This window comes from Devosia limi DSM 17137 (assembly GCF_900128975.1).
In the GTDB taxonomy this organism is placed as follows: domain Bacteria; phylum Pseudomonadota; class Alphaproteobacteria; order Rhizobiales; family Devosiaceae; genus Devosia; species Devosia limi.
Genome location: NZ_FQVC01000006.1, coordinates 275,962 through 301,368, shown reverse-complemented (window position 1 = coordinate 301,368; position 25,407 = coordinate 275,962). Strand labels below are relative to the sequence as shown.

25 protein-coding genes are annotated in these 25,407 nt (G+C 63.7%); 12 read left to right on the top strand and 13 right to left on the bottom strand.

Annotated features, from left to right (window positions below; genetic code table 11):
- Nucleotides 1-346: 346 nt before the first annotated feature.
- Nucleotides 347-1,561: an ROK family transcriptional regulator gene (locus tag BUA69_RS11925; protein ID WP_143154499.1), complete on the top strand. Its 1,215-nt coding sequence runs from the start codon at nucleotides 347-349 to the stop codon at nucleotides 1,559-1,561.
- Here the strand turns inward: BUA69_RS11925 and BUA69_RS11920 are convergent.
- On the bottom strand, nucleotides 1,532-1,864 hold the full coding sequence (locus tag BUA69_RS11920) for an integration host factor subunit alpha (protein ID WP_244468668.1): 333 nt from the start codon (nucleotides 1,862-1,864) through the stop codon (nucleotides 1,532-1,534). The two genes, BUA69_RS11925 and BUA69_RS11920, sit on opposite strands and share 30 nt — an antisense overlap.
- Before the next feature lie 268 nt (nucleotides 1,865-2,132).
- Between BUA69_RS11920 and rirA the strand changes: the two genes are divergently transcribed.
- Together rirA and BUA69_RS11910 are read left to right on the top strand one after the other, a co-directional pair.
- Complete coding sequence (gene rirA, locus BUA69_RS11915) at nucleotides 2,133-2,594, top strand: iron-responsive transcriptional regulator RirA (RefSeq protein ID WP_046133410.1); 462 nt, start codon at nucleotides 2,133-2,135, stop codon at nucleotides 2,592-2,594.
- Nucleotides 2,595-2,937: 343 nt separating this feature from the next.
- The gene (locus tag BUA69_RS11910; RefSeq protein WP_046133409.1) at nucleotides 2,938-4,749 is read left to right on the top strand and encodes an ABC-F family ATP-binding cassette domain-containing protein; all 1,812 of its coding nucleotides are present in this window, start codon (nucleotides 2,938-2,940) and stop codon (nucleotides 4,747-4,749) included.
- A gap of 236 nt (nucleotides 4,750-4,985) precedes the next feature.
- Here BUA69_RS11910 and BUA69_RS11905 read toward each other — a convergent pair whose 3' ends face one another.
- Nucleotides 4,986-6,032, bottom strand: a complete 1,047-nt coding sequence (locus BUA69_RS11905) for a LacI family transcriptional regulator (protein WP_046133408.1) — start codon at nucleotides 6,030-6,032, stop codon at nucleotides 4,986-4,988.
- A gap of 542 nt (nucleotides 6,033-6,574) precedes the next feature.
- Between BUA69_RS11905 and BUA69_RS11900 the strand changes: the two genes are divergently transcribed.
- Nucleotides 6,575-6,796: a hypothetical protein gene (locus BUA69_RS11900; RefSeq protein ID WP_046133407.1), complete on the top strand. Its 222-nt coding sequence runs from the start codon at nucleotides 6,575-6,577 to the stop codon at nucleotides 6,794-6,796.
- A gap of 50 nt (nucleotides 6,797-6,846) precedes the next feature.
- Here the strand turns inward: BUA69_RS11900 and BUA69_RS11895 are convergent, their stop codons facing one another.
- From BUA69_RS11895 to BUA69_RS11880, 5 genes are all read right to left on the bottom strand, one after another.
- Complete coding sequence (locus tag BUA69_RS11895) at nucleotides 6,847-7,068, bottom strand: hypothetical protein (protein WP_046133406.1); 222 nt, start codon at nucleotides 7,066-7,068, stop codon at nucleotides 6,847-6,849.
- A complete protein-coding gene (locus BUA69_RS20975) occupies nucleotides 7,055-7,201 on the bottom strand; it encodes a hypothetical protein (RefSeq protein WP_046133405.1) in 147 nt (48 codons plus the stop codon). Before BUA69_RS20975 ends, BUA69_RS11895 begins: the two co-directional genes overlap by 14 nt.
- A gap of 218 nt (nucleotides 7,202-7,419) precedes the next feature.
- Nucleotides 7,420-7,995 (bottom strand): phosphonate metabolism protein/1,5-bisphosphokinase (PRPP-forming) PhnN, encoded by a 576-nt coding sequence (phnN, locus tag BUA69_RS11890; RefSeq protein ID WP_046133404.1) that lies wholly within the window; start codon nucleotides 7,993-7,995, stop codon nucleotides 7,420-7,422.
- Nucleotides 7,996-7,998: 3 nt separating this feature from the next.
- On the bottom strand, nucleotides 7,999-9,129 hold the full coding sequence (locus tag BUA69_RS11885; protein ID WP_046133403.1) for an alpha-D-ribose 1-methylphosphonate 5-triphosphate diphosphatase: 1,131 nt from the start codon (nucleotides 9,127-9,129) through the stop codon (nucleotides 7,999-8,001).
- Nucleotides 9,129-9,824: a DUF1045 domain-containing protein gene (locus BUA69_RS11880; RefSeq protein ID WP_046133402.1), complete on the bottom strand. Its 696-nt coding sequence runs from the start codon at nucleotides 9,822-9,824 to the stop codon at nucleotides 9,129-9,131. Before BUA69_RS11880 ends, BUA69_RS11885 begins: the two co-directional genes overlap by 1 nt.
- A 221-nt stretch (nucleotides 9,825-10,045) precedes the next feature.
- Between BUA69_RS11880 and BUA69_RS11875 the strand changes: the two genes are divergently transcribed.
- From BUA69_RS11875 to BUA69_RS11865, 3 genes are all read left to right on the top strand, one after another.
- A complete protein-coding gene (locus tag BUA69_RS11875) occupies nucleotides 10,046-11,299 on the top strand; it encodes a glycerate kinase type-2 family protein (protein WP_046133401.1) in 1,254 nt (417 codons plus the stop codon).
- Nucleotides 11,300-11,310: 11 nt separating this feature from the next.
- Entirely contained in the window at nucleotides 11,311-11,661 is a 351-nt protein-coding gene (locus BUA69_RS11870) for a VOC family protein (protein ID WP_046133400.1), read from the top strand.
- 279 nt (nucleotides 11,662-11,940) lie between these two features.
- Nucleotides 11,941-12,879 (top strand): Gfo/Idh/MocA family protein, encoded by a 939-nt coding sequence (locus BUA69_RS11865; RefSeq protein ID WP_046133399.1) that lies wholly within the window; start codon nucleotides 11,941-11,943, stop codon nucleotides 12,877-12,879.
- A 159-nt stretch (nucleotides 12,880-13,038) separates the two neighbouring features.
- On the opposite strand, the gene BUA69_RS11860 is transcribed toward BUA69_RS11865, so the two are convergent.
- From BUA69_RS11860 to BUA69_RS11850, 3 genes are read right to left on the bottom strand one after another with little or no spacing between them, the layout of a single operon-like run.
- Nucleotides 13,039-13,965: an aldo/keto reductase gene (locus BUA69_RS11860; protein ID WP_046133398.1), complete on the bottom strand. Its 927-nt coding sequence runs from the start codon at nucleotides 13,963-13,965 to the stop codon at nucleotides 13,039-13,041.
- 26 nt (nucleotides 13,966-13,991) lie between these two features.
- Nucleotides 13,992-14,492, bottom strand: coding sequence for a hypothetical protein (locus tag BUA69_RS11855; RefSeq protein WP_046133397.1), 501 nt, complete (start codon nucleotides 14,490-14,492; stop codon nucleotides 13,992-13,994).
- A gap of 3 nt (nucleotides 14,493-14,495) precedes the next feature.
- Nucleotides 14,496-14,885 carry a VOC family protein gene (locus tag BUA69_RS11850; protein WP_046133396.1) on the bottom strand — a complete coding sequence of 130 codons (390 nt, stop codon included), beginning with the start codon at nucleotides 14,883-14,885 and terminating at the stop codon, nucleotides 14,496-14,498.
- A 210-nt stretch (nucleotides 14,886-15,095) separates the two neighbouring features.
- Here BUA69_RS11850 and BUA69_RS11845 point away from each other — a divergent pair, with 210 nt between their 5' ends.
- The 5 genes from BUA69_RS11845 to BUA69_RS11825 all read left to right on the top strand — a co-directional run bounded on the left by BUA69_RS11845 (nucleotide 15,096) and on the right by BUA69_RS11825 (nucleotide 20,474).
- Complete coding sequence (locus tag BUA69_RS11845; RefSeq protein WP_046133395.1) at nucleotides 15,096-16,691, top strand: ABC transporter substrate-binding protein; 1,596 nt, start codon at nucleotides 15,096-15,098, stop codon at nucleotides 16,689-16,691.
- A gap of 188 nt (nucleotides 16,692-16,879) precedes the next feature.
- Nucleotides 16,880-17,887, top strand: a complete 1,008-nt coding sequence (locus BUA69_RS11840) for an ABC transporter permease subunit (protein WP_046133394.1) — start codon at nucleotides 16,880-16,882, stop codon at nucleotides 17,885-17,887.
- A gap of 1 nt (nucleotide 17,888) precedes the next feature.
- Nucleotides 17,889-18,794, top strand: coding sequence for an ABC transporter permease subunit (locus BUA69_RS11835; protein WP_046133393.1), 906 nt, complete (start codon nucleotides 17,889-17,891; stop codon nucleotides 18,792-18,794).
- Nucleotides 18,795-18,798: 4 nt separating this feature from the next.
- Nucleotides 18,799-19,647, top strand: coding sequence for an ABC transporter ATP-binding protein (locus BUA69_RS11830; RefSeq protein WP_052950300.1), 849 nt, complete (start codon nucleotides 18,799-18,801; stop codon nucleotides 19,645-19,647).
- Nucleotides 19,644-20,474, top strand: a complete 831-nt coding sequence (locus tag BUA69_RS11825; protein WP_046133392.1) for a dipeptide ABC transporter ATP-binding protein — start codon at nucleotides 19,644-19,646, stop codon at nucleotides 20,472-20,474. The genes BUA69_RS11830 and BUA69_RS11825 overlap by 4 nt, the downstream gene beginning before the upstream one ends.
- Nucleotides 20,475-20,671: 197 nt before the next feature.
- Here BUA69_RS11825 and BUA69_RS11820 read toward each other — a convergent pair whose 3' ends face one another.
- From BUA69_RS11820 to BUA69_RS11810, 3 genes are all read right to left on the bottom strand, one after another.
- Nucleotides 20,672-21,712 (bottom strand): Gfo/Idh/MocA family protein, encoded by a 1,041-nt coding sequence (locus BUA69_RS11820; RefSeq protein ID WP_046133391.1) that lies wholly within the window; start codon nucleotides 21,710-21,712, stop codon nucleotides 20,672-20,674.
- 54 nt (nucleotides 21,713-21,766) lie between these two features.
- Nucleotides 21,767-24,436 (bottom strand): bifunctional diguanylate cyclase/phosphodiesterase, encoded by a 2,670-nt coding sequence (locus BUA69_RS11815; RefSeq protein WP_244468667.1) that lies wholly within the window; start codon nucleotides 24,434-24,436, stop codon nucleotides 21,767-21,769.
- Nucleotides 24,437-24,569: 133 nt separating this feature from the next.
- Nucleotides 24,570-25,349 carry a DeoR/GlpR family DNA-binding transcription regulator gene (locus BUA69_RS11810; protein ID WP_046133390.1) on the bottom strand — a complete coding sequence of 260 codons (780 nt, stop codon included), beginning with the start codon at nucleotides 25,347-25,349 and terminating at the stop codon, nucleotides 24,570-24,572.
- Nucleotides 25,350-25,407 lie beyond the last annotated feature (58 nt).

Genomic DNA, 25,407 nt, shown 5'->3' with positions numbered 1-25,407 from the left:
GCGCGCCGGTAGGCGTCGCCCCCGCGCGCCGGTAGGCGTCGCGCGCGTACTGCGGCGTCAAAACAAGGCACCGGCTTGGCCCGGTTGCTGCGCTTTCTGAAGATATCCCAATTGACCCGCCTCGCCGAAAATCCGCTTCTCCCCGCGCAAGCAGGGAGAAGGAGGGCTTGGCCGATTTGGGAGCGTTTGACATGATCGCCCCCATTACTTGTCGAATCACATTGCCTTCGAACCCTGCGCCAATGTCCCGCCGTCCAACGGAATCCGTTTTTTGGATCTGCGGCGTTGGCTTGCTGCCCTGGAAAATCGCGCCGGTATAACCGGCGTGCACTGCGGGATTATTGTTATGTCGTCTACTTCTGAGCCGCCGCGCGATATTTTCGATGCTGGTGGGCGTGGCCTGCAACATCATGGTTTGCGCCGCGCCAACGAGCGTGCCGTCTTGACCCTGGTTGGGTTTAACCCCGGCGTATCCAATGCCGATATCGCCCGGCTGTCCGGCCTGGCCCCGCAGACGGTTTCGGCGATCCTGTCCGATATCGAGCGCGCCGGGTTGATCCTGCGTGGGGACGTGCTGCGCGGTCGGCGCGGTCAGCCCGCCACGCCGATTTTCATGCGCGGCGATGGGGCCTTTTCCATCGGCTGCGAGATCGGCTGGCGTCATCTCGATGTGCTGCTGGTCAATCTGGTCGGCGACGTGCTCGGCCATTTTCATCTCGACTACGACTATCCCGATGCGTCGACCATTTTCGATGTCATCGCCGATGCGGTGCGCGATCTGGTCGAGGAGCTGACGCTGGAGCAGCATGCGCGGATCGGCGATTTCGGCGTCGCCATGCCGACCAATCTCTGGTCCAATCTCGATCTGGTCGACGCGCCGGCCGAGCAGGTCCGGCTGTGGCGCGATGTCAATGTGATGGCCGAGCTCAATGAACGCACCGGTTTCGATGTCACGCTGATCAATGACGGCAATGCCGCCTGCTGGGCCGAGCTGATTGCCTTCCCACGCCCGCGTCCGGGCAATTTCATCTATTTCATGCTGTCGCGCTATATCGCTGCCGGCATTGTGGGGGAGGGCACCCTGTGGGAGGGGCCCACCGGCAATTCCGCCAATCTGGGATCCATGCTGGTCGGCGATGCCGATGGCCAGCCTCAGGTCGCCCATCTCGTGGCCTCGATCACCGCGCTGGAGCGCCAGTTGCTGGCCGCCGGCTTCACGGTCGGCAAGGGCCTCGTCGCTGATTGGGACTGGGACAGTTTCGGTCCGGTGCTGGAGGCCTGGATCGAAAGTGCCGCCAAGGCACTGGCCAAGGTGGTGTTCAATACCACGGCGGTGATCGAAAGCGGGCTCGTGGTTATTGACGGCATTGTGCCGCGTCCGGTCCTGCAGCGGCTGGTGGCGCGGCTCGAGCTGGAACTGGCGGCGTTGCCGATTGCCTCCTACACGCCGCCCCAGGTGCTGGCCGGTCATCTCGGGCCGTTGGCGCCCGCCATTGGCGCAGCTGAATTGCCGCTGTTCCGGCGCTATTTTTCACGCACGCTGGCGGACCTTGCCGGCTGATGGGTCGCTCCCCGGCAGCCGGTCCAGTGCCGCGCGCAGATGGGCGCTCGGCGTAAAGGCCACGGTCTGGCGCGGGGTGATGTTGTATTCGACACCGGTACGCGGATTGCGGCCGACGCGGCCGGCCCGTTCGCGCAGCTGCAGCGAACCAAAGCCGGTCAGCTTGACGTTCTCGCCTGCCATCAAGGCATCGCGCATCAGCATGAACATGGCTTCGCTGATCATGGCAATGTCGGCCTTGCTCAGGCCGGTCCGGTCAGCGACCGCGTCGCATAGCATGGCGCGTGTAGTCGTCTTGGTCACGTCTGGCTGCTCCTTGACCCCCTTAAATTCATAAAAAGAATTTAAGGCGCTGTCCAGCTTTAGCCGTGGGCAACAAATATGATCAGATCATTCAACTTTAGTTGACATCTTTTAGAATGGTTATAAGCTGCCAGCCATTCTATAGAGGGTCAACAAGCCGAATCCGACGGAATGCCTGGATGTTTCATCCCGAGGCGGTCTCGGCCAAACCGGTGATTCCCAAGCAGTGCGGCCGCGATGATCTCGCTGCGCCGGAGAAAGGTTCAAAGTGAGACTTACGCGTCAGTCCAACTATGCCATCCGCGCCCTGGTCTATTGCGCCGTCAATCAGCCTGGCCTTAGCCGCGTTGCCGATATCGCCAGGGCCTATGGCATTTCTGAGCTCTTCCTGTTCAAGCTGATCAAGCCGCTGGTTGAAAACGGCCTGATTGAAACGGTGCGCGGCCGTCATGGCGGCATTCGCCTGGGCAAGCCGGCAGCCGATATCACCCTGCTCGAAACCATCCGCCTGACCGAAGAGAACTTCGCCCTGGCCGAATGTTTCGAGGATGGTGCCGATTGCCCGCTGATCGGTGAATGCGATCTCAATGGCGCGTTGCGCGAGGCGCTGGGCGCCTTCTTCACCGTGCTCGATGGCTACACCATTGCCGATCTGGCCAGCAAGAAGCGCTCGCTGCGCGAACGGCTGGGCCTGCAGGTGGCCGTGGACGAAATGGCCCCCGCTCACTAGCGCCCGCAGCACCCAATAGACTCAAATATGAGTTTGACACTCATATTAACCTGTGATTATCTCCCGTCATCAACCGACGCCGCCCCGGCATTGCCATGGCGAACAGCCCAGACAATCTCTGGCCGGCGGCGCGAGTGGAACGACGGGGCTTGCTGCTACCGTCTCCCCGGGCTGGTCAGGGTCCTCAACGCCCTGACCAGCCTTTTGCTGTCTGCATTGATCTCTACCCCGCTCTATGGTCTATCCCGCCGAGTAGGGCGCCACGCGGCGCCTGCCGGTTTTTCGCGAAAGCGATGCGACCACCACGACCTGCGGTTCTGCCGCTGACCCCCACGGAAGCCCCATGGCCGCTGCACCTCTTCTTTCGCTGCAAAATATTCATTTGACCTTTGGCGGCACGACGCTGCTCGAAAGCGCCGAACTGATCGTCTCGCCCGGCCAGCGCATTGCTTTGGTCGGCCGCAACGGTTCGGGCAAGTCCACCCTGCTCAAGATCGCCGCCGGCGATGTCCAGCACGATGGCGGCCTGCGCTTCGTCGAACCCAGTGCCACCGTGCGCTACCTGCCGCAGGAGCCCGATCTGTCGGCTTATGCGACCACGCTCGCCTATGTCGAAGCCGGCCTCGGGCCTGGCGATGACGAGTATCGTGCGCAATATCTCTTGCATTCGCTGGGCCTGACCGGCGAGGAAGACCCCAAGAACCTGTCGGGTGGGGAAGGCCGCCGCGCTGCCCTGGCGCGCGTACTGGCCCCCAAGCCCGATGTGCTGCTGCTCGACGAGCCGACCAACCATCTCGACCTGCCGGCGATCGAATGGCTGCAGGCCGAACTCAATTCCATGCGCTCGGCCATGGTGCTGATCAGCCATGACCGGCGCTTCCTCTCCGATCTGACCCGCGCCACCGTCTGGCTGGATCGCGGCGTGACGCGCCGCCTCGACAAGGGCTTTTCTGCCTTTGAAGGCTGGCGCGATACCGTGCTGGAAGAAGAAGAGCGCGATCGCCACAAGCTCGACCGCCAGATCGTGCGCGAAGAGCATTGGCTGCGTTACGGCGTCACCGCCCGCCGCAAGCGCAATGTCGGCCGCCTCGAACGGCTGGGCAATCTGCGCCAGGACCGGCGCGAACAACGCCGCGTCACCGGCGGCGTCAACATGGTCGTCTCGGAAGGCCGCACCTCCGGCGCGCTGGTGGTTGAGGCCGAGAACATCGTCAAGGCGTTCGGCGACCGCATGATCGTCAACGACTTTTCAACCCGCGTTCTGCGCGGCGACCGGATCGGCATTGTCGGGCCAAACGGCGCCGGCAAGTCGACGCTGATCAAGATGCTGACCGGCATTCTTCCGCCCGATAGCGGCAAAATCAAGCTCGGCTCGGCGCTGGAACTGGCCATGCTCGATCAGGGCCGCGCCAAGCTCCTGCCTGAAACGCGGCTCCGGGATGCGCTGACCGGCGGCGGCAGCGACACCATCTATGTGAACGGCGAAGGCCGCCACGTCATTGGCTATATGAAGGATTTCCTGTTCACGCCCGAGCAGGCCAATACCCCGATCGGCAAGCTGTCGGGCGGCGAACGCGCCCGCGTCATGCTCGCCCATGCCCTGTCCCTGCCATCCAACTTTCTGGTGCTGGACGAGCCGACCAATGATCTCGATCTCGAAACGCTCGATCTGCTCGAAGAGATGGTCTCCGACTATTCGGGCACCGTCATCGTCGTCAGCCACGATCGTGACTTCCTCGACCGCGTCGCCACCTCGATCATCATCGCCGAGGGCAATGGGCTCTGGCAGGAATATGCCGGTGGCTATTCCGACATGGTCATTCAGCGCGGCGAAGGCGTCAACGCCCGCGAGGCGATCACCAAGACCCATCGCGCCGGCAAAACCTCGCTGGCCCAGACCACGGCGGCAACCAGCAAGCGCAAGATGAGCTTCAAGGAAAAGCACGCGCTGGAAACGCTGCCCAAGCAGATCGAAAAATTCGAAACCGAGATCAAGACCCTCACCGCCGCCCTGGGGGATCCCAAGCTCTACACCCAGAACCCCGACGCCTTCGCCGAAAAGTCAAAACTGCTCACCGCCACCGAAGCCAAACGCGCCAAGGCCGAGGAGCAATGGCTCGAACTCGAAATGCTCCGCGAAGAACTCGAAGGCTAAGGGCAGGTCATAGAGGCGCAGGGGCGAACTCGCTCCTGCGGCACCATCTTGCCCCACCCACTGAGTCATCCCGGCGCAGGCCGGGATCCATGCTGAAGGCCATCCAGCGCATTGACAGGACACAGCATGGATTCCGGCCTACGCCGGAATGACTCTGTGGCTATGGCCCGCTGTGCAGATCGCGTGCCGGGTAATCCAGCTTCGCTCAGCAAAGCCGCCCCCCGACAGCGGTTGCGCTACTGCCACTCGAATTTCGGCGCATCCAGGTATTGCAGCCCCTCCGGGCCTTCCCCGGCGATCCGGCGCAGCAGCAGCGCCCCCAGATGCTGGCCTGCCTTCACAAAATCCTCGAACACCGTCTCGGCGCCCGGCTGGAACTGCGCGAAGAGCGGCGACGCCTGCTTGGTCACCACATGCGCCGTCTGGCCGACCACGCGGCCGGCATCGGTCAGCCCGCCAATCACCGCCAGCGCCGAAATCTCGCTGGTGCACACATAGCCATCGGGGGCATCGGGGCGTTTGGAGCGCTTGATCACATAGTTGCGGATCGCGTCGGTCGGGCTCGAGAGGTTCACGTCGGCGGCCACGTCATGGGCAATCCCGGCCTCATTGGCCGCACGCAGGAAGCCGGTGCGCAGGTGGTCGCTATAGGTCAGGGCGCTTTCGGGCGACACCATGGTGATGCGCGTGCAGCCCTTCTCGACCAGGCGCTTGACGGCCCCATAGGCAAAGGCTTCGTTGTCGAAATCGACCGAGGGATGCGGGTCGGGCCAGCTGCTGCGCCCATGGGTCACAAACGGAAAGTCACTGTCGATCAGGAAGCGGATGCGCTCGTCGAACGCCTCGGCCTTGGAAAAGATCACCCCGTCGGCCATGCGGTTGCGCACGATGTGACGGATCGGCTCGATCGGCTGCACATTGCGGAATTGCGGCATGATGACGAGATGATAGGCGGTGTCACGCATCGCCTCGGTCAGCCCGCTCACCAGCGACGAGCCGAAACCATAGATTTGCTCGTCGGGTTCCAGCACCAGCGAGATCACATTGGTCCGCCCGGTCTTGAGCCGCAGCGCTGCGCGGTCGGGCAGGTAGCCGATTTCGGCGGCGATCTTCTGCACCCGGTCGCGGGTATCCTGCGACAGCTCCGGCGCATTGTTGAGCGCGCGCGAAATGGTGGTGATCGCAAACCCGGTCATCTCCGCAATGGTTCTGAGCGTCGGTTTGCCGGACGGTTTGACGCCGCGCTTGGGGCGCGGCGCTGGTGGAATGTCGTCTTCGGACACTGATATTCCTCTGGAACCGGCCGCTTTCGGGCCGGCAATGCTGAACTGGAGCGAGACCACACCAGATTGTCCCGCTCAGTTCAAGCGCGACCAACGGCGCAGGGCCGGGGCAGCATCGAAATAAATCATGAATACAACTGTCATGATTCTCGATTGAGCCGAAAGTCGAGCAGGGTTTTTCATTAAATCGCACTTTGACGGTGTCTGGGGCACTGGCGTTTGCGTCGAGCCTCGCCTATCTTCGCCTCATCGCGCCGGACGCCCGTCCGGCCCGCTGCCCGTTCACTCGCAGCAGGAGAGGCCTGAAGATGATCCCATCGCTGACCCCAGCCATCCATGCCCGGTGTTCGAGTGTAGTACGACTTATTGACCTGCACGCTGCCAAACTCTGGCAAGGGACTTGTCGCTCTAAACGAATGTGACCTCCGTCACTCGTTTGTCTCACAAGATCGATAGACCCCCCAGTGTGCCGGCATGATCGCGCCAACCAATTCTGATTCCGCGCCAGTTCATGCTGCCACGCACAAGTGGAGCTTCCACCTATGCAGGAAAATAGTCTCAATCGGGCGAGGGCCCTAAAGCCAATTGTCATTGCCGTGGGCGGCGAGCCCCAGGGCGTTGTCGTGCCCAATGAAAACGGTTTCCGTTTTCTCGCCGTGCGCCTGCCGGCTTTCGCGATCGATGGACAGCAGTTCGACACCGTCGAGAAGGCCCGCATCGCCGCGATGGCTGCCGTCCGCGCCCATGGTGGGCCAGCCGCCTAGCCAAAAAATACCCCCGGGCCTGCCCGAGGGTTTTTGCATGGATCGCCGCCTCAATCGTCGTTGGTGGCGTTGAGTTCGTCGGGCCGTTTGCCTTCGTCATCGTCTGCCGCCATCGGCTCATCGGCCGCCAGCGCCATGTCGATGGCTTCGGCCAGCGCGTCGACGTCCACCCGCTGCGCGCCCTCATGGGCCTGCCGTTCCAGCTCCGCGCCGATCACGCCGGCAATGAGGCCGCGCCGTGCCGGGGCGCCGCTTTCGCTATCCGTTGCCATCGATGGAAATTCCCTGTTCATCCACCCGCACCTCGATGCCGGGCCGTGTCTGCTGCTGATAGGTGTAGACGCCGAAGGCGACGACCGCGACCAGCAACACGCCGATCACGAGATAGAGTCCATTGCGATTCATAAAAGCTCCTGACGCTCACCGCCGCTGCCCCCTGGCAGTTCGGCGCTTTGAAGAGCCCAAACGGGCCCCTCACTGTGCAACGCACCAAAGCCGATCTGGTTCACTGCGACGCCGCAGTCGTTCGCCCTGCGACGACGCAGTCGTTCGCCCTGCGACGCCGCAGTCGTTCGCCCTGCGACGGCTTCAACCCCGCGACGCCGCGGCTGGCAGGCTCGGCCTCACTCGTCGGCGATCTTGCGCAGCGCCATGACAAAGGCAGTCACCCCGATGGCCAGCGATCCTGAATTATCGATGATGATCGGATCGATCCCCGCCGGCACTGGCGCGCTTTCCCGCGCCAGCCGGGCCGTGATCTGATCGCGGCTTTCGCGTCCGCGTCGGGTCAGCCGCTCCGCCCGCAGCGAGATTTCGGCGCAGATCATCACCACCGCGCAGGCCGGATATTTCGCCCGCGCTTCGGCGATCACATGGCGCGAGACATTGGCGACCACCACCCGGCCCAGCGCGATATCGGTATCCACGCTCAGCGGCAGTCCATACCGCAGGCCGTGGGCATCCCAGCTCAGCGCAAATCGTCCTGCCGCCTCGAGCGCCGCGAATTGCTGATGGTCCATGCTGTCATGGTCCTCCAGCTCGATATCGGCCCGCCTTGTAACCACCCGGCGCACGAAGACGAACCGTTTGTCCGCCTCGAGCGCCGTGCGCGCGCCTGATATCAGCGTATCCTTGCCAACCCCCGAGGGCCCCACCACCAGCACCAGCGCCCCCAGGGGCGAGCCCGCGCATGCATTCATGGTTCAGCTGACCCTCTTGCCCTGCCGCCAGACGCCGCGCACCACCGGCGAGCCGCCGATCACCTCGATCCGCACCAGATCCGCCCGCTTGCCCGGCGCGATCACACCGCGATCATTCAGTCCCGCCGCCTGCGCCGGATTGGTTGTCACCAGCGCCAGCGCCTGTGGCAGGCTTAGTGTCTCTACGCGCTCCGGCAGCGCAAACGCCGCCTGCAGCAGCGCAAACGGCACATAGTCCGAGCTCAGGATGTCCAACAGCCCTGCTCGCACCAGATCGGTGGCCGAAATATTGCCGGTATGGGATTTGCCGCGCACCACATTGGGCGCGCCCATCAGAATGGCGATCCCCGCATCGCGCGACGCGGCGGCCGCCTCCAGCGTCGTCGGGAACTCGGCGATCTTGATCCCGTCGGCTTCCGCTTCCTCCACCTGGGCCAGCGTCGCGTCGTCATGGCTGGCCAGCGCCAGCCCAAGGTCGTTGGCGCGCTTGACGATATGGCGACGGTTCGGTCCCGAATACCGTTCATGCTCGGCCATCCGCGCCGCGACAAAGGCTTCCAGCTCTGCCGCGGTGCGGCCAGCCTGGTAGAAGCGCTTGTAATCCTCCAGCGAGCGGAATTGCCGCTGCCCCGGCGTGTGGTCCATCACCGAGGCCAGCCGCGTGATCGGATCGCTGGCATAGGCCTCGAACTGCTCCACCACATCGTGGCTGGGCAATTCGCAGCGCAGATGCACCAGATGCTCGACCCGCAGCCTATCCTCGTCCCGCCCGGCGCGGATGGCGTTGACCAGTCGGTCGACATGCCGGCCCATTTCGGGCATGTCCGCATCCGAGCCGATCCGCACCGCGTCGAACACGGTGGTAATGCCTGATCCGGCGATCTGCACGTCATGGGCGTGCAGCGCCGCCGTCGGGTCCCAGAACACGCCGGGGCGCGGGCGATAATGGTTCTCCAGATGGTCGGTATGCAGTTCGATCAGCCCGGGGATCAGGTAATCCCCATCCATGTCCTTGCCGGTCTTTGCCACGCCGCTGTCGATGGCGGTGATGATCCCGTCCTCGACCTTGAGTGATCCGGTGACGATGCTGTCCCCGACCACGATCCGCGCATTGCGAAAAACCGTCTCGCCCATCAATGGCTCCCGTTGAGGCTGAAGTCGGCGCGGCGGCGGAACTGCGCGCCCTTTTCTGGCTCCACAAACAGCGACAGGCTGTCGATCACCAGGTCCTGGTCGAGCACCGGACCAAACCAGGTCTTGGCCGCCGCATAAATCTCGTCCTGTTCGGCCTCGGCCAGCCGGTCGCTCAGCGTCATGTGAAAGAAGAATTCCTCGAACACATAGGGATAGCCATAGGCATCCAGCAGCTCTTCCTGCCGCGGCGACAGCCCATTGGCGGCGCGCTTGGCCCGCTCCTTGTGGCTCATCGGCGCCCGGAAGGGCTCGAAGCTCTCCACCACATGGGCGGCAAAGTCCTGCAGCGCCTCGCTCGGCCGCTCCGGCACCAGCGCCAGAAACCCCTTGTAGAGTGTCAGCTGCAGCCGCCCCAGATTGACCGGCGCGTGTTCGGCCGCAAAGGCCGTCATGGCCGCGTGCAGCATTTCGGGGCTGGCGCCGTCCACCAGCGTCATCGGCGCCTTGATCGTGGCGTGAAAGCCATAGCGGTTGGCCGCCTGCGTCAGGTTCAGCAGGCGCCCGCGATCGATGCCGGCCACGGCGCCGCCGATCGTATCACCGCTGGCCGCGTCCCGACCCAGCCAGGTCGAGGCCCGCTCCCACAAGGCCCCCGTCGCTAACGGGGCATGATAGATCGCAAAACGTTCGGGCATCGGAAACTCCTTGGCACCGCGGCTAACGCGATCCTGTGTCAGCACGGTGACAGGCTGTCGCCGTACTGTGCGGTGGCGCGCTTTGATTCGCTATCCCACCGCTCTCTTGATTGTCGCGGCACCGAACCGCTAAGACTGGTGGCAATGTCGCACTGGCGCGGCAGCTGGCTGCCAGCGTTCTCGCTAACCCCGAGAATCCAAAACCGCAAGTCGGAGACCGCATGGACCGTGCCCTGCTCGACGCATTGTTCCGCCACGCTGTCGCCATGGCCCAGCCCGCGCTGGCCGTGCGCGCCAATCTGCCATCCCCGCCGCGGGGCCGCACATTGGTGATCGGCGCCGGCAAGGCCTCGGCACAAATGGCCCGCGCCTTTGAATTGGCCTGGCAGGGGCCGCTGACCGGTCTCGTCGTCACCCGCTATGGTTATGCCGAGCCCTGCGACCGCATCGAGATCGTCGAAGCCTCCCATCCGGTACCCGATGAAGCCGGCTTTCTCGCTGCCCGCCGCATCATGGAGGCGGTCTCCGGCCTCTCCCATGATGATCTGGTGGTGGCGCTGATTTCCGGCGGCGGCTCGGCGCTGCTGCCCGCCCCGGCGCCCGGCCTGACGCTGGATGACGAACAGGCCGTCAACCGCGCCCTGCTGGCCTCCGGCGCCCCCATCGCGGTGATGAACCTCATCCGCAATCAGTTCTCCACCATCAAGGGCGGGCGCCTCGCTTTGCGCGCCAGTCCCGCCCGCGTCGCCACGCTGGTCGTGTCCGACGTGCCCGGCGATGATCCGGCCATCGTCGCCTCCGGCCCCACCATTCCCATTGCAGGCACCCGCGAACTCGCCCGCAAATATGCCAATCTCTATCGCCTGGGCTTGCCGCCTGCCGCCCAGGCGCTGTTCGAGGGCGACGAGCATCCGGCCCCGCAGGCCGATGATCCTCGCCTCGCCGAAAACTCCGTCCGCATCATCGCCTCCGCCGCGCTCTCGCTCGAAGCCGCAGCCGAACTGGCGCGCGGGCAGGGGATCGAGGCCGCCATTCTCTCCGATGCCATCGAGGGCGAGTCGCGTGACGTTGCCCAGGTTCATGCCGCCATTGCCCGCGAAATCGCCCAGCGCAACCGCCCCTTCAGCAAGCCCGTCGTGCTGCTCTCGGGCGGCGAAACCACCGTGACCCTGCGCGGCAATGGCCGGGGCGGCCGCAATGCCGAATTCCTCCTGGCCTTTGCCATCGCCATTGATGGCGTCGCCGGGATCACCGCCGTTGCCGCCGATACCGATGGCATTGATGGCTCCGAGGACAATGCCGGCGCCTTCTGCGATGGCACCACGGCGACGCGGCTGCGCAAGGCCGGTATCGATCCCCTGGCGGCGCTGGCCAACAACGACGCCTATTCCGCCTTCGCCGCCATTGGCGACCTGCTGGTCACCGGCCCCACCGGCACCAATGTCAACGACTTCCGGGCCATCCTCATCCGCTAGGGAGAGTGATCGTGGCAAAAGCTCTGGGCATTGGCGGCGTGTTCTTCCGCGCCCGCGACACAGCGGCGCTCGCCGCCTGGTATGAGCAGCATCTGGGCGTCCCCGGCTTCTGGCTGCAGGAGGCCGGCCTCACCATCTTCGCGCCATTTCCGGCCGATACGGACTATTTCCCTGCCAATCGCCAATGGATGATCAATTTCCGTGTCGATGACCTCGCCACGCTGATCACCCAGCTGCAAGCCGCCGACATCCCGGTCGAAACCCGCCCCGACGAATGGGACACTCCCGAAACCGGCCGCTTCGCCCGCATCACCGATCCCGAAGGCAATCCCATCGAACTCTGGGAACCCCCAGCCGCCTGACGGGCGCCCCGGTTTGCTCCGATCCCCGCAAGCCCCGATGCGCACCCTCCCCCTTGAGGGGAGAGCCGGGGTGGGGGTGCTGCACCCGCCGAAGACCACGCATCTCGCCCCACCCACCAGATCATTCCCGCGCCGGCGGGAATCTCCTTCCTCCAGCTCCGCGTGCAGAACCTCCGCCCCCAAATCCAACAATCTGCCACCCGCCCCCTTGGCAGACGCCATCCGTCTCTGTTCTATCTCCGCCGAAATTCACGGCAAAAAACCACGGGGAGCCGGTTCATGGCCAAGCGCAAAATAGCCGTCATCGGCGTCGGCAAGATCGCCCAGGACCAGCACCTGCCGGTGATCGACAAGTCCGATGATTTCGAGCTGGCGGCCACCGTTTCCACCCGCGGCCTCGGCCATAATGGCGTGCCGGTGTTCAAGACCCCGGCCGAGCTCTATGCGGCGCTGCCCGATGTGTCGCTGGTGTCGATCTGCACCCCGCCCGGTATCCGCCATCAATATGTCCGCGAGGCGCTCGATGCCGGCAAGGATGTGATGATGGAAAAGCCCCCCACCACCACCATTTCCGAGCTGGACGATCTTATCGCCCATGCCCGCCGGCTCGACCGCGTGCTGTTCCAGACCTGGCATTCCCAATACAATACCGCCGTCGACCGCACCCGCGATCTGCTCGCCGCCGATGGCGTCGCATCCGTGCGCATCGACTGGCGCGAAAGCGTGCGCAAATGGCATCCGGGCCAGGATTGGGTGTGGGAGCCGGGTGGTTTCGGCGTCTGCGATCCCGGCATCAATGCCCTGTCGATCTTCACCAAGGTAATGCCGTTTCCGGTCTTTGTGCAAAGCGCCCAGCTGACCTTCCCGGCCAATCGGCAGACCCCGGTCGATGTGGAAATCGCCTTCAAGTCCGGCCAGCTGCATCAGCCCACCATGTCTGCCGGCTTCAACTGGCTCGATGAGAGCGGCGAGATCTGGACCATCACCTTCGAGACCATCAAGGGCGATGTGCTGAAGCTGGAAAAGGGCGGCACCGTGCTGCGCGTCAATGGCGATGTGGTCATCGAGGCCCCCTCCGAGGAATATGAGCGCATCTACGACCGCTTCGCCGTGCTCCTCGACACCCACCAGAGCGAGGTCCACGACGCCCCCCTCCGCCTCACCGCCGACGCCTTCCTCCTCGGCGCCCGCATCAATGGCCCGGATTTTCACTGGTAAGCTGAGCATTGGCGCCTGACTGCGCCACGCCCCACCGCCCACTAACTGTCATCCCGGCGAAGCCGGGATCCAGTGTCCTGCCGCACTGATGCCCAGGCCTCCCACAAGGTCATTCCCGCGCAGGCGGGAATCTGCTTTTCCGTGGCCCCCGGCGCGAACCTATTTCCCCGCCTCCGTCAACGTGCGCAGATCCGCCTCGCTCAGCTTCAGCCTGACGCCCCTGGCCAAGCTCTTGACCTGCTCCACCGAGGTGGCCGAGGCAATCGGCGCGCTGACACCCTTCTGCGCCACCAGCCAGGCCAGCGACACCTCCGCCGGGGTCGCCTCATTGGCCGCGCTCACTGCATCCAGCGCTTTCAGGATCCGGAAGCCCTTGTCGTTGAGATAGCGCTCCATCCGTCCGCCGCGCTGGCTTTTGCCAAAATCGGCCGCCGAGCGGTACTTGCCGGTCAGGAAACCGGCCGCCAGGCTGAAATAGGGGATGATGCCGATATTCTCGGCCACGGCGAGATCCTGCAATTCGCCCTCATAGGTGCTGCGGTCATAGAGGTTGTATTCGGGCTGCTCGGTCTCGTAGCGTGGCAGCGACTTGATCACCGCTGTTTCATGGGCTGCCCGGATCATTGCCGGGGTGAAATTGGACGAGCCGATCACCCGCACCTTGCCGGCCCGGATCAGCCCGTCATAGGCCTCCAGCGTTTCCTCATGGGGTGTCTCCGGATCGGGCCTATGGCTCTGGTAGAGGTCGATATAATCGGTCTGCAGCCGCTGCAGCGATGCTTCGACGGCTTCCTTCACATAGCCCGCTTTCAGGCCTTTCTTGTCCGGCGCCATTTCGCTGCCGACCTTGGTGAAGATATGCAGCCCCTCGCGATTGCCGCGGGCCTTCAGCCATTCGCCGATCATCGTCTCCGACTTGCCCTTGCCATAGACGTCGGCCGTGTCGATGGCGGTAAAGCCCTCGCCGACAAAGGCGTCGAGCACTGCAAAGCCCTGGTCCCGGTCGACCGTCCAGCCGAACACATTACCCCCCAGCACCAGGGGTTCGATGACGAGTTCGCTGCGTCCGAGCGGGCGACGGTCCATGATGGCTCTCCTGATTGGTCTCGACGTTAAACGCTTGGGCGCGCATTCGGTTCGACGGGCTTGGCCGGCAGACGCGGCGCGCACAGTGCCAGGGCCGTAGTGATGGCATGGAGCGAGCCGGAAAGGGGAATGGAATTAAGCGGCAGGGCAGGCCCCTCGACCGGGTGCAGATAGGCCGTGGCGCCATGGCGCAATCCATCCAGCAGCCAGTCGATGTCCCCGGAGATCCGCGCCCCATAGGGCGCTCCGTCCGCCAGGGCGGTAAATCCGCGATCTTCCTTGTCGATGGTGATGCGCCATTCCCCGATATCGCCGGCGTCCCGTCCGGTATGCACATGCACCCCGGTGCTGAAGTCATCCTCGCAGCGCGCGGCAAGGCACGCGAACTGTTCGGGCGTCGAATTGAGCGCACAGCCCAGGCTCGCCCGGTCGCCCTCTCCCGGCAGCGGCGAATAATGCCACCCCGCTTCCTGCGCCATTGCCGGCACCGCGCCCAGCAGCATGCCGATGATGAGACTGATGCGCATCGTCTACCCCTTGGGCTCGATCAGGTCCCACTTATTGCCATAAAGGTCGATGAACACGGCCACACGGCCATAGGCCTCATCCCGGGGTGCCTCGATAAACTGCACGCCGCGCGCCAGCATCGCCGCATGTTCACCGGCAAAATCGTCAGTTTCGACAAAGCCCATCACCCGGCCTCCCGTCTGGTTGCCGATAGCCGCCTGCTGGGTCGGCCCGACGGCCTGGGCCAGCAGCAGCCGCGCGCCGCCCCCTTCCGGCCCCACCACGACCCAGCGTTTGCCTGCATCCAGCGCTGTATCGCTGATCAGCGTGAATCCCAGGCGTTGGCAATAGAACGCAATTGCGCTGTCATAATCGGCGACAACCAGGGTCATGGTGGCGAGGGCTAGGGTCATGCCATGTATGGATCATCGCCCCGCCGATGACGTCAAGACGTGCACACCCCGTTCTACGACAGTCGATAGTCTTGGAAAGTTGTTCCCGGCGTCATCGGATTGACCAATTGGTCAAACTCCCCATTGCGCTATTTTGGATTCTACGCTTTGTTGACGCCCAAGCCCCGGCTGGCAAACCGGGTGCGTACATATCTTTGGGAGAGAACAATCATGAAATTGATGAAAACGCTGCTCACAGCGACCGCCATTATGGCGCTGGCTGCGGGCGCAGCCCAGGCCAAACAGCTGGTTTACTGCTCGGAAGCATCCCCTGCCCATTTCGATCCAGGCCCGCTCACCGGCGGTAACGATTTCGACGCCTCCTCGCACACCATCTATAACCGCCTCGTAGAATTCGTTCCGGGCGGTACCGCGGTTGAGCCCGCGCTGGCCGAAAGCTGGGAAGTTTCGGAAGATGGCCTTGAGATCACTTTCAAGCTGCGTCCGGGCGTCAAGTTCCAGACCACCTCGTATTTCACCCCGACCCGCGATCTCAACGCGTCGGACGTGATCTTCACCTTCGAGCGCCAGTACAAGGAAGATAATCCTTGGTTCGCTTACCTCGATGGCATGACCTGGGATTATTTCCAGGGCATGGACATGCCCAAATACATCAAGGAAATCGTCGCCGTTGACGATCTGACCGTCAAGTTCGTGCTCAACGAGCCAAACTCGCCGATGATCGCGAACCTGGCAATGGACTTTGCCTCGATCGTATCCAAGGAATATGCCGACCAGCTCGAAGCTTCGGGCGATCTGGCAGCCTTCTCGACCCAGCCAGTGGGCACCGGCCCGTTCCAGCTGGTCGATTACCAGCTCGACACCGTCATCCGCTACCAGGCCTTCCCCGACTACTGGGATGGCAAGCGCAATCTCGACGATCTGATCTTCGCCATCACCACCGATCCCTCGGTGCGTGCCCAGCGTCTGATCGCCGGCGAATGCGATATCATGCCCTACCCGGCACCCGCCGATATCGCCGTTCTGCAGGGCAATGACGACCTCGTCGTGCTTGAGCAGGAAGGCCTGAACATCGGCTACATGTCCTACAACGTGACCGAAGCGCCGTTCGACAACGTCAATGTGCGCAAGGCGCTCTCGATGGCTGTCGACAAGGCTGCGATCATCGAAGCCGTCTACCAGGGTGCTGGCCAGGACGCCAAGAACCTGATCCCGCCGACCATGTGGTCCTACAACGACTCCATCGCGGCTGACGTCTATGATCCCGAAGCGGCCAAGAAGCTGCTCGAGGAAGCCGGCGTTACCAACCTGACCACTGACCTCTGGGCCATGCCCGTGTCGCGTCCCTACAACCCGAATGCGCAGCGCGTTGCTGAACTCATTCAGGCTGACTGGGCTGCCATCGGCGTCACCGCCAATATCGTCTCCTACGAGTGGACTGAATACCGCGAGCGCGGCAAGCAGACCGACCGCAAGGGTCCGTTCCAGATCGGCTGGACCGGCGACAATGGTGATCCGGATAACTTCTTCGCCACCCTGTTCTCGTGCTCGGCCATCGGCGTGTCGAACTACTCGGCTTGGTGCAACGATGAATTCGAAGCGCTGATCCAGAAGGCCAAGACCACCTCCGACCAGGCCGAACGTACGGCTCTGTACGAAGAGGCTCAGGTCATCTTCAAGGCTGATGAACCGGCTCTGACGCTGGCCCATTCCAAGGTCTTCATGCCCATGAACAAGCGCGTTCTCAACTACACCATGAGCCCGCTTGGCAATCACAGCTTCAAGGACGTCGACGTCACTGAATAAGCGTTGATCAACACAAATTGAGGAGCCTCGGTCCGGTTTTTATCGGACCGGGGCTCCAGTCAATTTAAAGAGCAGGGCAATGAGAGCCGGCCAACGGCCTCCGTCAACCGCCCAGCCACTTCAGGAAACTTAGCCCGTTGCCCCGCAATGCCGGGGCTGCTCGGCTTACAGGGGTAAATGACCCGCAAATGCTGAATTACATCCTGCGCAAACTGGCGCTCATCGTGCCGACCTTGATCGGCATCTCAATCTGCGCCTTCGCCTTCGTCCGCGTTCTGCCCGGCGACCCCATCCTCGCCATGGCCGGCCAACACGGCGTCAGCCCGGAACGCTACGAAATCCTCCGCGAGCAATTCGGCTATAACCTGCCGATCTGGCAGCAATATTTCAATTATGTGGGCAATCTGCTGCAGGGCAATTTCGGCACCTCGCTGGCCACCAAGCGCCCCGTCCTCAACGAGTTCATGACCCTGTTCCCTGCCACGGTGGAACTGGCCATGGTGGCGATGATCTTTGCCATCGGCGTCGGCGTTCCCGCCGGCGTGCTGGCCGCGGTCAAGCGCGGCTCCTGGATCGACCAGATCGCCATGAGCGTCGCGCTCACCGGCTATTCCATGCCCATCTTCTGGTGGGGCCTGCTGCTGATGATGTTCTTCTCCGCCTATCTGGGCTGGACCCCGGTTTCCGGCCGCATCGCGCTGAGCTTCTTCCTCAAGCCGATTACCGGCTTCATGCTGATCGATACGCTCCTGCATGGCAATTGGCCTGCCTTCGTCTCGGCGCTCCGCCATCTGATTCTGCCGGCCGTCGTTCTGGGCACCATTCCGCTGGCGGTGATTGCCCGCCAGACCCGCTCGGCCATGCTCGAAGTGCTGGGCGAGGATTACGTGCGCACCGCCAAGGCCAAAGGCCTGTCCAGCCGCCGCGTCGTCAGTGTCCACGCCCTGCGCAATGCCCTGATCCCGGTGGTCACCACCATCGGCCTGCAGGTGGGCCTGCTGCTGGGTGGCGCCATCCTGACCGAGACCATTTTCTCCTGGCCGGGCATCGGCAAGTGGATGATCGACTCCATCTTCAAGCGCGACTATGTCGCCGTGCAGTCCGGCCTGTTCCTGATCGCCTGCATCGTCATGGCGGTCAATCTGATCGTCGATGTGCTCTACGCCGTCATCAACCCACGGATCAGGGTGCAGTAACATGACCGAAATCACCAATAGCCCCGCGCCGGTTTCCGCCCTCAAGACCAGTGGTCTGGCCGAGTTCTGGTACTATTTCTCCGCCAATCGTGGCGCTGTCATCGGCCTCGGCGTCATCATCGCGCTGGTGCTGATCGCCGTGTTCGCGCCCTGGATCGCGCCCTATCCACCCGATCAGCAGTTCCGTGCTTCTTTCAAGGCGCCCCCGTTCTGGTATGAAGGGGGCTCCACCGCCTTCCTGCTTGGCACCGATGAGGTGGGGCGCGACATTCTCTCCCGCCTGATCCATGGCGCGCGCTATTCCCTCTCCATCGGCGCCATCGTGGTGGCGATCGCCTCCAGCGTCGGCATCGTGCTGGGCGTCCTCGCCGGCTATTTCGGCGGCTGGGTCGACAATGTCATCATGCGCGTCATGGACGTGATCCTGGCCTTCCCATCCTTGCTGCTGGCCCTGGTGCTGGTGGCTATTCTGGGGCCGGGCCTGCTCAATGCCATGCTCGCCATTTCGCTGGTCCTGCAGCCCCACTTCGCCCGCCTGGTGCGTGCCGCGGTGATGGCCGAAAAGAACCGCGAATACGTCACCTCGGCCAAGATGGCCGGTGCCGGCCATTTGCGCCTGATGCTCAAGACCATCCTGCCCAATTGCCTGGGTCCCTTGATCGTGCAGGCGACGCTGTCCTTCTCCAACGCCATTCTCGATGCGGCCGCGCTCGGCTTTCTCGGCATGGGCGCCCAGCCGCCGACCCCCGAATGGGGCACCATGCTGGCCAGCGCGCGTGAATTCATCACCAGCGCTCCCTGGATCGTCACCTTCCCGGGCCTGGCCATTCTGATCACCGTCTTGGCGATCAATCTGGTGGGCGACGGCCTGCGCGACGCTCTCGATCCCAAGCTTAAGAGGAGCTGACGCCATGGCTCTGCTCGATATCAAGAACCTGACCGTTTCCTTCGATACCTCTGCCGGCCTGTTCAAGGCCGTCGACGGCATCGATGTGGCGGTCGACGCCCGCGAAGTCCTGGCCATTGTCGGGGAATCGGGGTCCGGCAAATCCGTGGCCATGCTGGCGGTGATGGGGCTCTTGCCCTCCACTGCCACGGTTACCGCCGACAAGCTGGAGTTTGAAGGCCTCGACCTGCTCGCCATGTCGCCGGCCGACAAGCGCAAGATCATCGGCAAGGATATTGCCATGATCTTCCAGGAGCCGGTCGCCAGCCTCAATCCCTGCTTCACGGTGGGCTTCCAGATCGAGGAAGTGCTGGCCAAGCATATGGGCCTGAGCGGTCGCGCCGCCCGCGATCGCACGGTCGAACTGCTGCATCTGGTCGGCATCAAGGATGGCGCCGAACGCCTGGGGGCTTTCCCCCATCAGATGAGCGGCGGCCAGTGCCAGCGCGTCATGATCGCCATGGCCATTTCCTGCAATCCCAAGCTGCTGATCGCCGACGAGCCGACGACCGCGCTCGACGTGACCATCCAGAAACAGATCCTCGATCTGCTGGTGAAGCTGCAGGTCGATACCGGCATGGGCCTGATCATGATCACCCATGACATGGGCGTGGTTGCCGAGACCGCCGACCGCGTCATCGTGCAGTACAAGGGTCACAAGATGGAAGAGGCCGATGTGCTGACCCTGTTTGAAAACCCCAAGTCGAACTACACCCGCGCGCTGCTCTCGGCTCTGCCCGAAAACGCCGTGGGGGATCGTCTGCCCACCGTGTCCGATTTCAACTTTGCCGCCGAACTGGGGGGCACCCAATGACGACACCCGTCCTCGAAGTCCGCGATCTCAATCGCAAATATGTCAGCTCCGGCGGCCTGTTCCGCCCCGCCAAGGTGGTCCATGCCGTCAAGTCGGTCAATTTCACGCTGCAAAAGGGCAAGACCCTGGCCGTGGTGGGCGAAAGCGGCTGCGGCAAGTCCACCCTGGCGCGCATGATCACCCTGATCGACCAGCAGAGTTCGGGCGAAATCCTGATCGATGGCGACAAGGTCGATGCCAGCCATGGCGTCTCCAAGGTGATGCGCCAGAAGGTGCAGATCGTCTTCCAGAATCCCTATGGCTCGCTCAATCCGCGCCAGAAGATCGGTGAAGTGCTGGCCGAGCCGCTGCTGCTCAATACCGATCTGTCGGCCGACCAGCGCCGCCAGAAGGCCATGGACATGCTGATCAAGGTTGGCCTCGGGCCCGAGCACTTCAACCGCTATCCGCACATGTTCTCGGGCGGCCAGCGCCAGCGCATCGCCATTGCCCGCGCGCTGATGCTCAACCCGTCCTTCCTCGTGCTCGACGAGCCGGTTTCGGCGCTCGATCTGTCGGTGCAGGCGCAGATCCTCAATCTGCTCAAGGACCTGCAGGACGAGTTCGGTCTGACCTATGTGTTCATCAGCCACGATCTCAGCGTGGTGCGTTACATCGCTGATGAAGTCATGGTGATGTATTTCGGCGAAGTGGTCGAATACGGCACCCGCGATGCGGTCTTCAACAACCCGCAGCACAGCTATACGCAGACCCTGTTCGCCGCCACGCCCCGCGCCGATGTCCCCAGCATCAAGGCCCGGCTCGCCAAAAAGGCGGCGCTGGCCTAGGCCAGCGGGGAACGCCGCTCCAACCGCACCTCTCCCCGCCGGGGAGAGGTCGACCCTCCGGGATCGGGTGAGGGCCCTTCACCGCCCACGGGACCAGGGTCCACCAAACGGCTCACCCCCCCCCGGGAGGCATTCCCGCGCCGGCGGGACTCTCCTTCCTTGACCGTCTGCACCCGCAGGGTCGGTTCAAACGCCGTTCATCCGCGTTCAGCAGCCACCGATACCCGCGTCCCCGACCGCGCCGAAGCCATGATCGCGTCGATCAACCGATGTACGCGCAGCGCACTTGCCCCCGTCGAGGCCGGCTGGCGCCCTTCCCGAACGGCCGCCGCGAAATCGGCGATCTGTGCCTTGTGCCAGTCAAATGGGAACGCCATCGGATCGGCTCCGCCGCCGCCCTGGCTGGGCTCGCCCACTTCCTCGGTCCGCCCATCCATCCAGCGCACGGTCAGCGTCCCCGCCGCCAGCGTGGCGCTGGCCCGGTCGAAATTGAGCGTCAGGCTCTCGGGGCCGCCGGGATAATTGGCCGTCGTCGCCATCAGCCCGCCCACCGCGCCATTGGCAAATGACAGTCCCGCCGAAACGAAGTCTTCCGTCTCCATCTGGTGCAGGCCCGTGGTCGCGGCCAGCGCCGTCACGTCCGCCACCGGGCCGGCAAGGCTCAGCATCAGGTCCAGCGAATGGATCGCCTGGGTGATCAGCACGCCACCGCCGTCCTGGGCCAGGGTGCCGCGTCCGGGCTGGTCGTAATAGCCCAGCTGCGGCCGCCACCACGGCACCACCAGATGCACCACCTGCAGCTTGCCGAAGGCCCCCGAGGCAATCCGCTCGCCCAGCGCCATCGAGGCAGCCCGGAACCGGTGCTGGAACACCACGCCCAGGGTGATCCCCGCCGCCTCGGCATGTGCGACAATCCGCTCTGCCGCTGCGGTGCTGCGCTCCACCGGCTTTTCCATCAGCACGTGCTTGCCGGCCTGCGCCGCCGCCGCAACGATATCGGCGCGCGCGTTGGGCGGGGTGACCACGAGGATCGCCTCGATTTCCGGATCGGCCAGCATTGCCGCATAGCTCTCGGCGGCCGGGAAGCCATATTCGGCACAGAATGCATCGCGTTTGGCGCTGTCGCGGCGATAGGCACCGCGCACCTCGACGCTGTCCCGCAGGGCCTGCAGCGCCAGTGCATGCGGCTTGGCCCCCATGCCCGCGCCCACGATCCCCAGGCCGAAACGCTTGTCCATGCCATCCCCCTCCATCGGATAAAGCTGTCCGATCAAGCCATTAGCACAAATGGGTCAGGCTTGCGATGCGTGCCGCCACTTCTGTTCGGCGATGAAGTTGGTGAGGGCCTCGGCGCCCATCGGTCGGGCAAAGGCATAGCCTTGCACGATGTCGCAACCCAGATCGCGCAGCACCCGCGCATGCTCCATGGTTTCGACTCCCTCGGCCACCACTTCGATGCCCATGGACTTGCCGATATCGATGATCGAGGACAATAGCCGCCGCTGCCCGAGTTCGCTGATGATCGGGGCGATGAACTGCCGGTCGATCTTGAGCCGCTTGGGATTGAGCTTGAGCAGCGACACGATCGAGGCATAGCCGGTGCCGAAATCGTCGATCTCCACATCGATTCCCAGATCCTTGATCTGGTCGATATTCCAGCCGACGATGGCGTCGCCGTCATCGAGATAGATCGATTCCACCAGTTCGAACGCAATCCGCCCCGGGGTGATGCCCAATAGTTGCAGGCCTGCGATCAGGTCCTCGTCATGCAGGCGCCGCAGCGATACATTGACCGAGACCCGCGGCACCTCGATCCCCGCCTCGTCCCAGACGCGCAGATCGGCCAGAGCCTGGTTGAGCATCAGCCGGTCGATCGTCGCCACCACGTTGAGTTCTTCTGCGATCGCCAGAAACGCGTCGGGTGCCAGGATGCCGCGCGTCGGGTGGTTCCAGCGGACCAGCGCTTCGACCCCCACCAGATCCAGCGTATGGGCGTCGAACTGGGGCTGGTAATGCGCCACGAACTCATTGCGCTCCAGCCCGTTGAGAATCTCGTCGGCGACGCGCTTGGTATTGACCACTTCGGCCTGCAGCGCCTCGCTGAAGAACTCGAAGCGGTTGCGTCCGCGCGCCTTGGCCCGGTAGAGCGCGATATCGGCGTTGATCAGCAGGCGCTTGACGTCGATATCCGCGCCTTCCTCCACGGCGATGCCGATGCTGACACCGAACCGGCACTCATGCCCCTCATAGAGCACCGGCCGGTGCATCTGCCGCACGATGCGCTCCGCCATGCTTGCCAGCGCCGCATCGCCATCCGCAGCCGAGAGCACCACGACGAATTCGTCGCCGCCAATGCGCGCCACAAATTCGTCCGGCCCGCAATTGGCCCGCAGCACCGTTGCCGCGTGGATCAGCATGGCATCGCCCGCTGCATGGCCGAGCGTGTCATTGATCTGCTTGAACCGGTCGAGATCCATATGCAGCAGCGCCACGCTGCCACTTGCCAGATAGCCCGATATCGCATGGCGCCTGAGGACATCATCGAGATAACGTCGGTTCGGCAGGCCGGTCAGACTGTCATGCAGGGCATTGTGCTCGATGCGCACGCGCGCGATCTCAAGTTCGCTATTGCGCGCTTCTGTCTGCAGCTTTGCCCGCTTCAGCGCCTCGTTCAGCGCCACGTCGGCGGTCACGTCCCAGTTGACGCCGACGATCTTGGCCGAGGCGCCCGCATCGGCGTAGACCGCCCCGATGGCGCGAATGCTGCGCACCGTGCCATCCTTTTGCACGGCGCGGAATTCCGAGTAATAGCGGCCAGTGCGCAGGCCCCGGGCGAAATCCTCTTCCGCCTTGGCGAGGTCTTCGGGGTGCAGCGCTGTTGTCCAGTCGAGATAGCCCCGCTCGCCGCCATCTGACGGCAGGCCATAGAGCTCGTTCATGCGGTCGTCCCACACCAGCTCCCGGCTGACGATATCCATTTCCCAGACACCGACCTTGGATGTGTCCAGCGCCAGGCCCAGCCGGCGGGACAGGCGCGCCAGCTCGGCCTCGCGCTGCTTGAGGTCGCGGAAATGCTGCTGGCGCTCCGCCACCAGGCGGCTGGTGATGATGATGGGAAACAGGATCAGCGCGCCCGCCGCCAGCATGGCCAGGCGTTGCCACCAGATGCTGTTCTGCATACTGTCCCAGCCGTCCTTGGGAATTGCGGCAATTTCCCACGACCCCGATGGCAGGACCACATTGGCCCAGACCGGGTTGCTGTTGCTGAGGTCGGGGCCATAGAACCGGGTGCCGCCGCCCCCGGTCGCGTCCTTGCCGGTTATGCTGATCTCGATCGGCAAATCCGGGTCGAGCAGGCCGCTATCGGCATAAAGCCGCTCAACGTCGATCACCGCCGATACCACGCCCCAGAAGCGGCGCGATCCCTGATCGACGAACACCGGGAAGCGGCCGACAAAACCGCGCCCGCCCTGAACCAGGTCGACCGGACCTGCCAGCACCAGCCGGCCGGTGTCGCGCGCCCGCAATGCCGCGTCCCGTTGATTGTCGTTGAGCCGGTAATCCAGGCCGATGGCCTTTTCATTGCCGGCAATCGGATAGGTGGCAGAAACCACCAGGTCGGGTGCTGCAGCCACCGATCGCAACTGCGTCCGCTCCTCGAACAGGTTGGAAACCAGCGCTGAAAAACGCTCCTGGTCCATGTCGGGCTCGGTGGAAATGGTGGAGACCAGCCCGCGGACCAGCTGGATATTGCCGTTGATATTGCCTTCGAGCTTGGCGCGGATCAGCGATAGCTTGTCCATCGCGCTGCTGCGCATCCGCTGCTCGGTCAAGACCCCGCTCTGCTGATCGATATACAAGCCCGCCGCCACGATCACGCCAAGCGCGAGGATGGCCGGCAGCAATGTCGGCCGGAGCCAGTTGAGCGGACTGTCCTGGGAAGCTGAGGTCTTGTTGGTCACCGTGTCGCGTTCCGGCCATGGGCCCCCACGGCCCGAACTGGTCGAAATCTAGGCGCCGCCGGTTTATTATTGGCTTAAGCGGAATTTAAGCTGGTCACGTGGTAAACGCGCAGAAAACGCCGGCCACCCGTTCCTATGGGGCTGGGTCGCTGCCGGCTTCCACCAGCTTTACCCCTGCCGCAGCGCAGAGCGCGGTAAACGCCGCTGACGGGCTGCGATCGGTGACGAAGGTGCCGATCTGATCGAGGCGGGCGATGCGCACCGGCGCCGAGCGGGCGAACTTGCCGGCATCGGCGACCAGGATCACATGTCGTGCATTGGCGATGATGGCCTGCGCCACCTTCACCTCACGATAATCGTAATCGAGCAGGGCACCATCCTGGTCCAGCGCCGAAGCGCCGATAACGGCATAGTCCACCTTGAACTGGGAGAAGAACGCCGCCGCCGCCTCGCCGACAATGCCGCCGTCCGAAGCGCGCACCACGCCGCCCGCAATGATCACTTCGAATTGCGGATAGACCCGCATCCGGTTGGCGACATTGATATTGTTGGTCACCACCAGCAGCCCGGAATGATCCAGCAGCGCCTGGCTGACGGCCTCGGTGGTGGTGCCGATATTGATGAACAGCGACGCGTCATTGGGGATCAGTGCCGCCGCGGCATGACCGATTGCGTCCTTTTCCACTGCCGCAATCTGGCGGCGCTGTTCATATTGCAGGTTCTCGATCCCCGAGGGCAGTTCCGCGCCCCCATGCACGCGCTTCAGCAACCGCTGGTCGCACAGTTCATTGAGATCCTTGCGGATGGTCTGCACCGAGACGCCGAAATGGCTCGACAGGTCGTCAACGGTCACCCGGTCCTGGCGCTGGGCCAGTTCCAGGATCCGTCGATGTCGTTCGCTCAATCCCGCCATCGTATTGCCTCTGCCTTCGCTTTGCTCTTTGGACGATCAAAACGAAAGCTTCTAGCAG

What these genes read in the sequence shown, in the direction of transcription:
- BUA69_RS11910 (WP_046133409.1), top strand. Translation starts at nt 2,938, where the DNA reads ATGGCCGCTGCACCTCTTCTTTCGCTGCAAAATATTCATTTGACCTTT.
- BUA69_RS11835 (WP_046133393.1), top strand. Translation starts at nt 17,889, where the DNA reads ATGACCGAAATCACCAATAGCCCCGCGCCGGTTTCCGCCCTCAAGACC.
- BUA69_RS11810 (WP_046133390.1), bottom strand. Translation starts at nt 25,349, where the DNA reads ATGGCGGGATTGAGCGAACGACATCGACGGATCCTGGAACTGGCCCAG.
- BUA69_RS11865 (WP_046133399.1), top strand. Translation starts at nt 11,941, where the DNA reads ATGGCCAAGCGCAAAATAGCCGTCATCGGCGTCGGCAAGATCGCCCAG.
- BUA69_RS11825 (WP_046133392.1), top strand. Translation starts at nt 19,644, where the DNA reads ATGACGACACCCGTCCTCGAAGTCCGCGATCTCAATCGCAAATATGTC.
- BUA69_RS11895 (WP_046133406.1), bottom strand. Translation starts at nt 7,068, where the DNA reads ATGGCAACGGATAGCGAAAGCGGCGCCCCGGCACGGCGCGGCCTCATT.
- BUA69_RS11880 (WP_046133402.1), bottom strand. Translation starts at nt 9,824, where the DNA reads ATGCCCGAACGTTTTGCGATCTATCATGCCCCGTTAGCGACGGGGGCC.
- phnN (WP_046133404.1), bottom strand. Translation starts at nt 7,995, where the DNA reads ATGAATGCATGCGCGGGCTCGCCCCTGGGGGCGCTGGTGCTGGTGGTG.
- BUA69_RS11840 (WP_046133394.1), top strand. Translation starts at nt 16,880, where the DNA reads ATGCTGAATTACATCCTGCGCAAACTGGCGCTCATCGTGCCGACCTTG.
- BUA69_RS11860 (WP_046133398.1), bottom strand. Translation starts at nt 13,965, where the DNA reads ATGGACCGTCGCCCGCTCGGACGCAGCGAACTCGTCATCGAACCCCTG.
- BUA69_RS11885 (WP_046133403.1), bottom strand. Translation starts at nt 9,129, where the DNA reads ATGGGCGAGACGGTTTTTCGCAATGCGCGGATCGTGGTCGGGGACAGC.
- BUA69_RS20975 (WP_046133405.1), bottom strand. Translation starts at nt 7,201, where the DNA reads ATGAATCGCAATGGACTCTATCTCGTGATCGGCGTGTTGCTGGTCGCG.
- BUA69_RS11875 (WP_046133401.1), top strand. Translation starts at nt 10,046, where the DNA reads ATGGACCGTGCCCTGCTCGACGCATTGTTCCGCCACGCTGTCGCCATG.
- BUA69_RS11850 (WP_046133396.1), bottom strand. Translation starts at nt 14,885, where the DNA reads ATGACCCTAGCCCTCGCCACCATGACCCTGGTTGTCGCCGATTATGAC.
- BUA69_RS11855 (WP_046133397.1), bottom strand. Translation starts at nt 14,492, where the DNA reads ATGCGCATCAGTCTCATCATCGGCATGCTGCTGGGCGCGGTGCCGGCA.
- BUA69_RS11830 (WP_052950300.1), top strand. Translation starts at nt 18,799, where the DNA reads ATGGCTCTGCTCGATATCAAGAACCTGACCGTTTCCTTCGATACCTCT.
- BUA69_RS11900 (WP_046133407.1), top strand. Translation starts at nt 6,575, where the DNA reads ATGCAGGAAAATAGTCTCAATCGGGCGAGGGCCCTAAAGCCAATTGTC.
- BUA69_RS11845 (WP_046133395.1), top strand. Translation starts at nt 15,096, where the DNA reads ATGAAATTGATGAAAACGCTGCTCACAGCGACCGCCATTATGGCGCTG.
- BUA69_RS11820 (WP_046133391.1), bottom strand. Translation starts at nt 21,712, where the DNA reads ATGGACAAGCGTTTCGGCCTGGGGATCGTGGGCGCGGGCATGGGGGCC.
- BUA69_RS11925 (WP_143154499.1), top strand. Translation starts at nt 347, where the DNA reads ATGTCGTCTACTTCTGAGCCGCCGCGCGATATTTTCGATGCTGGTGGG.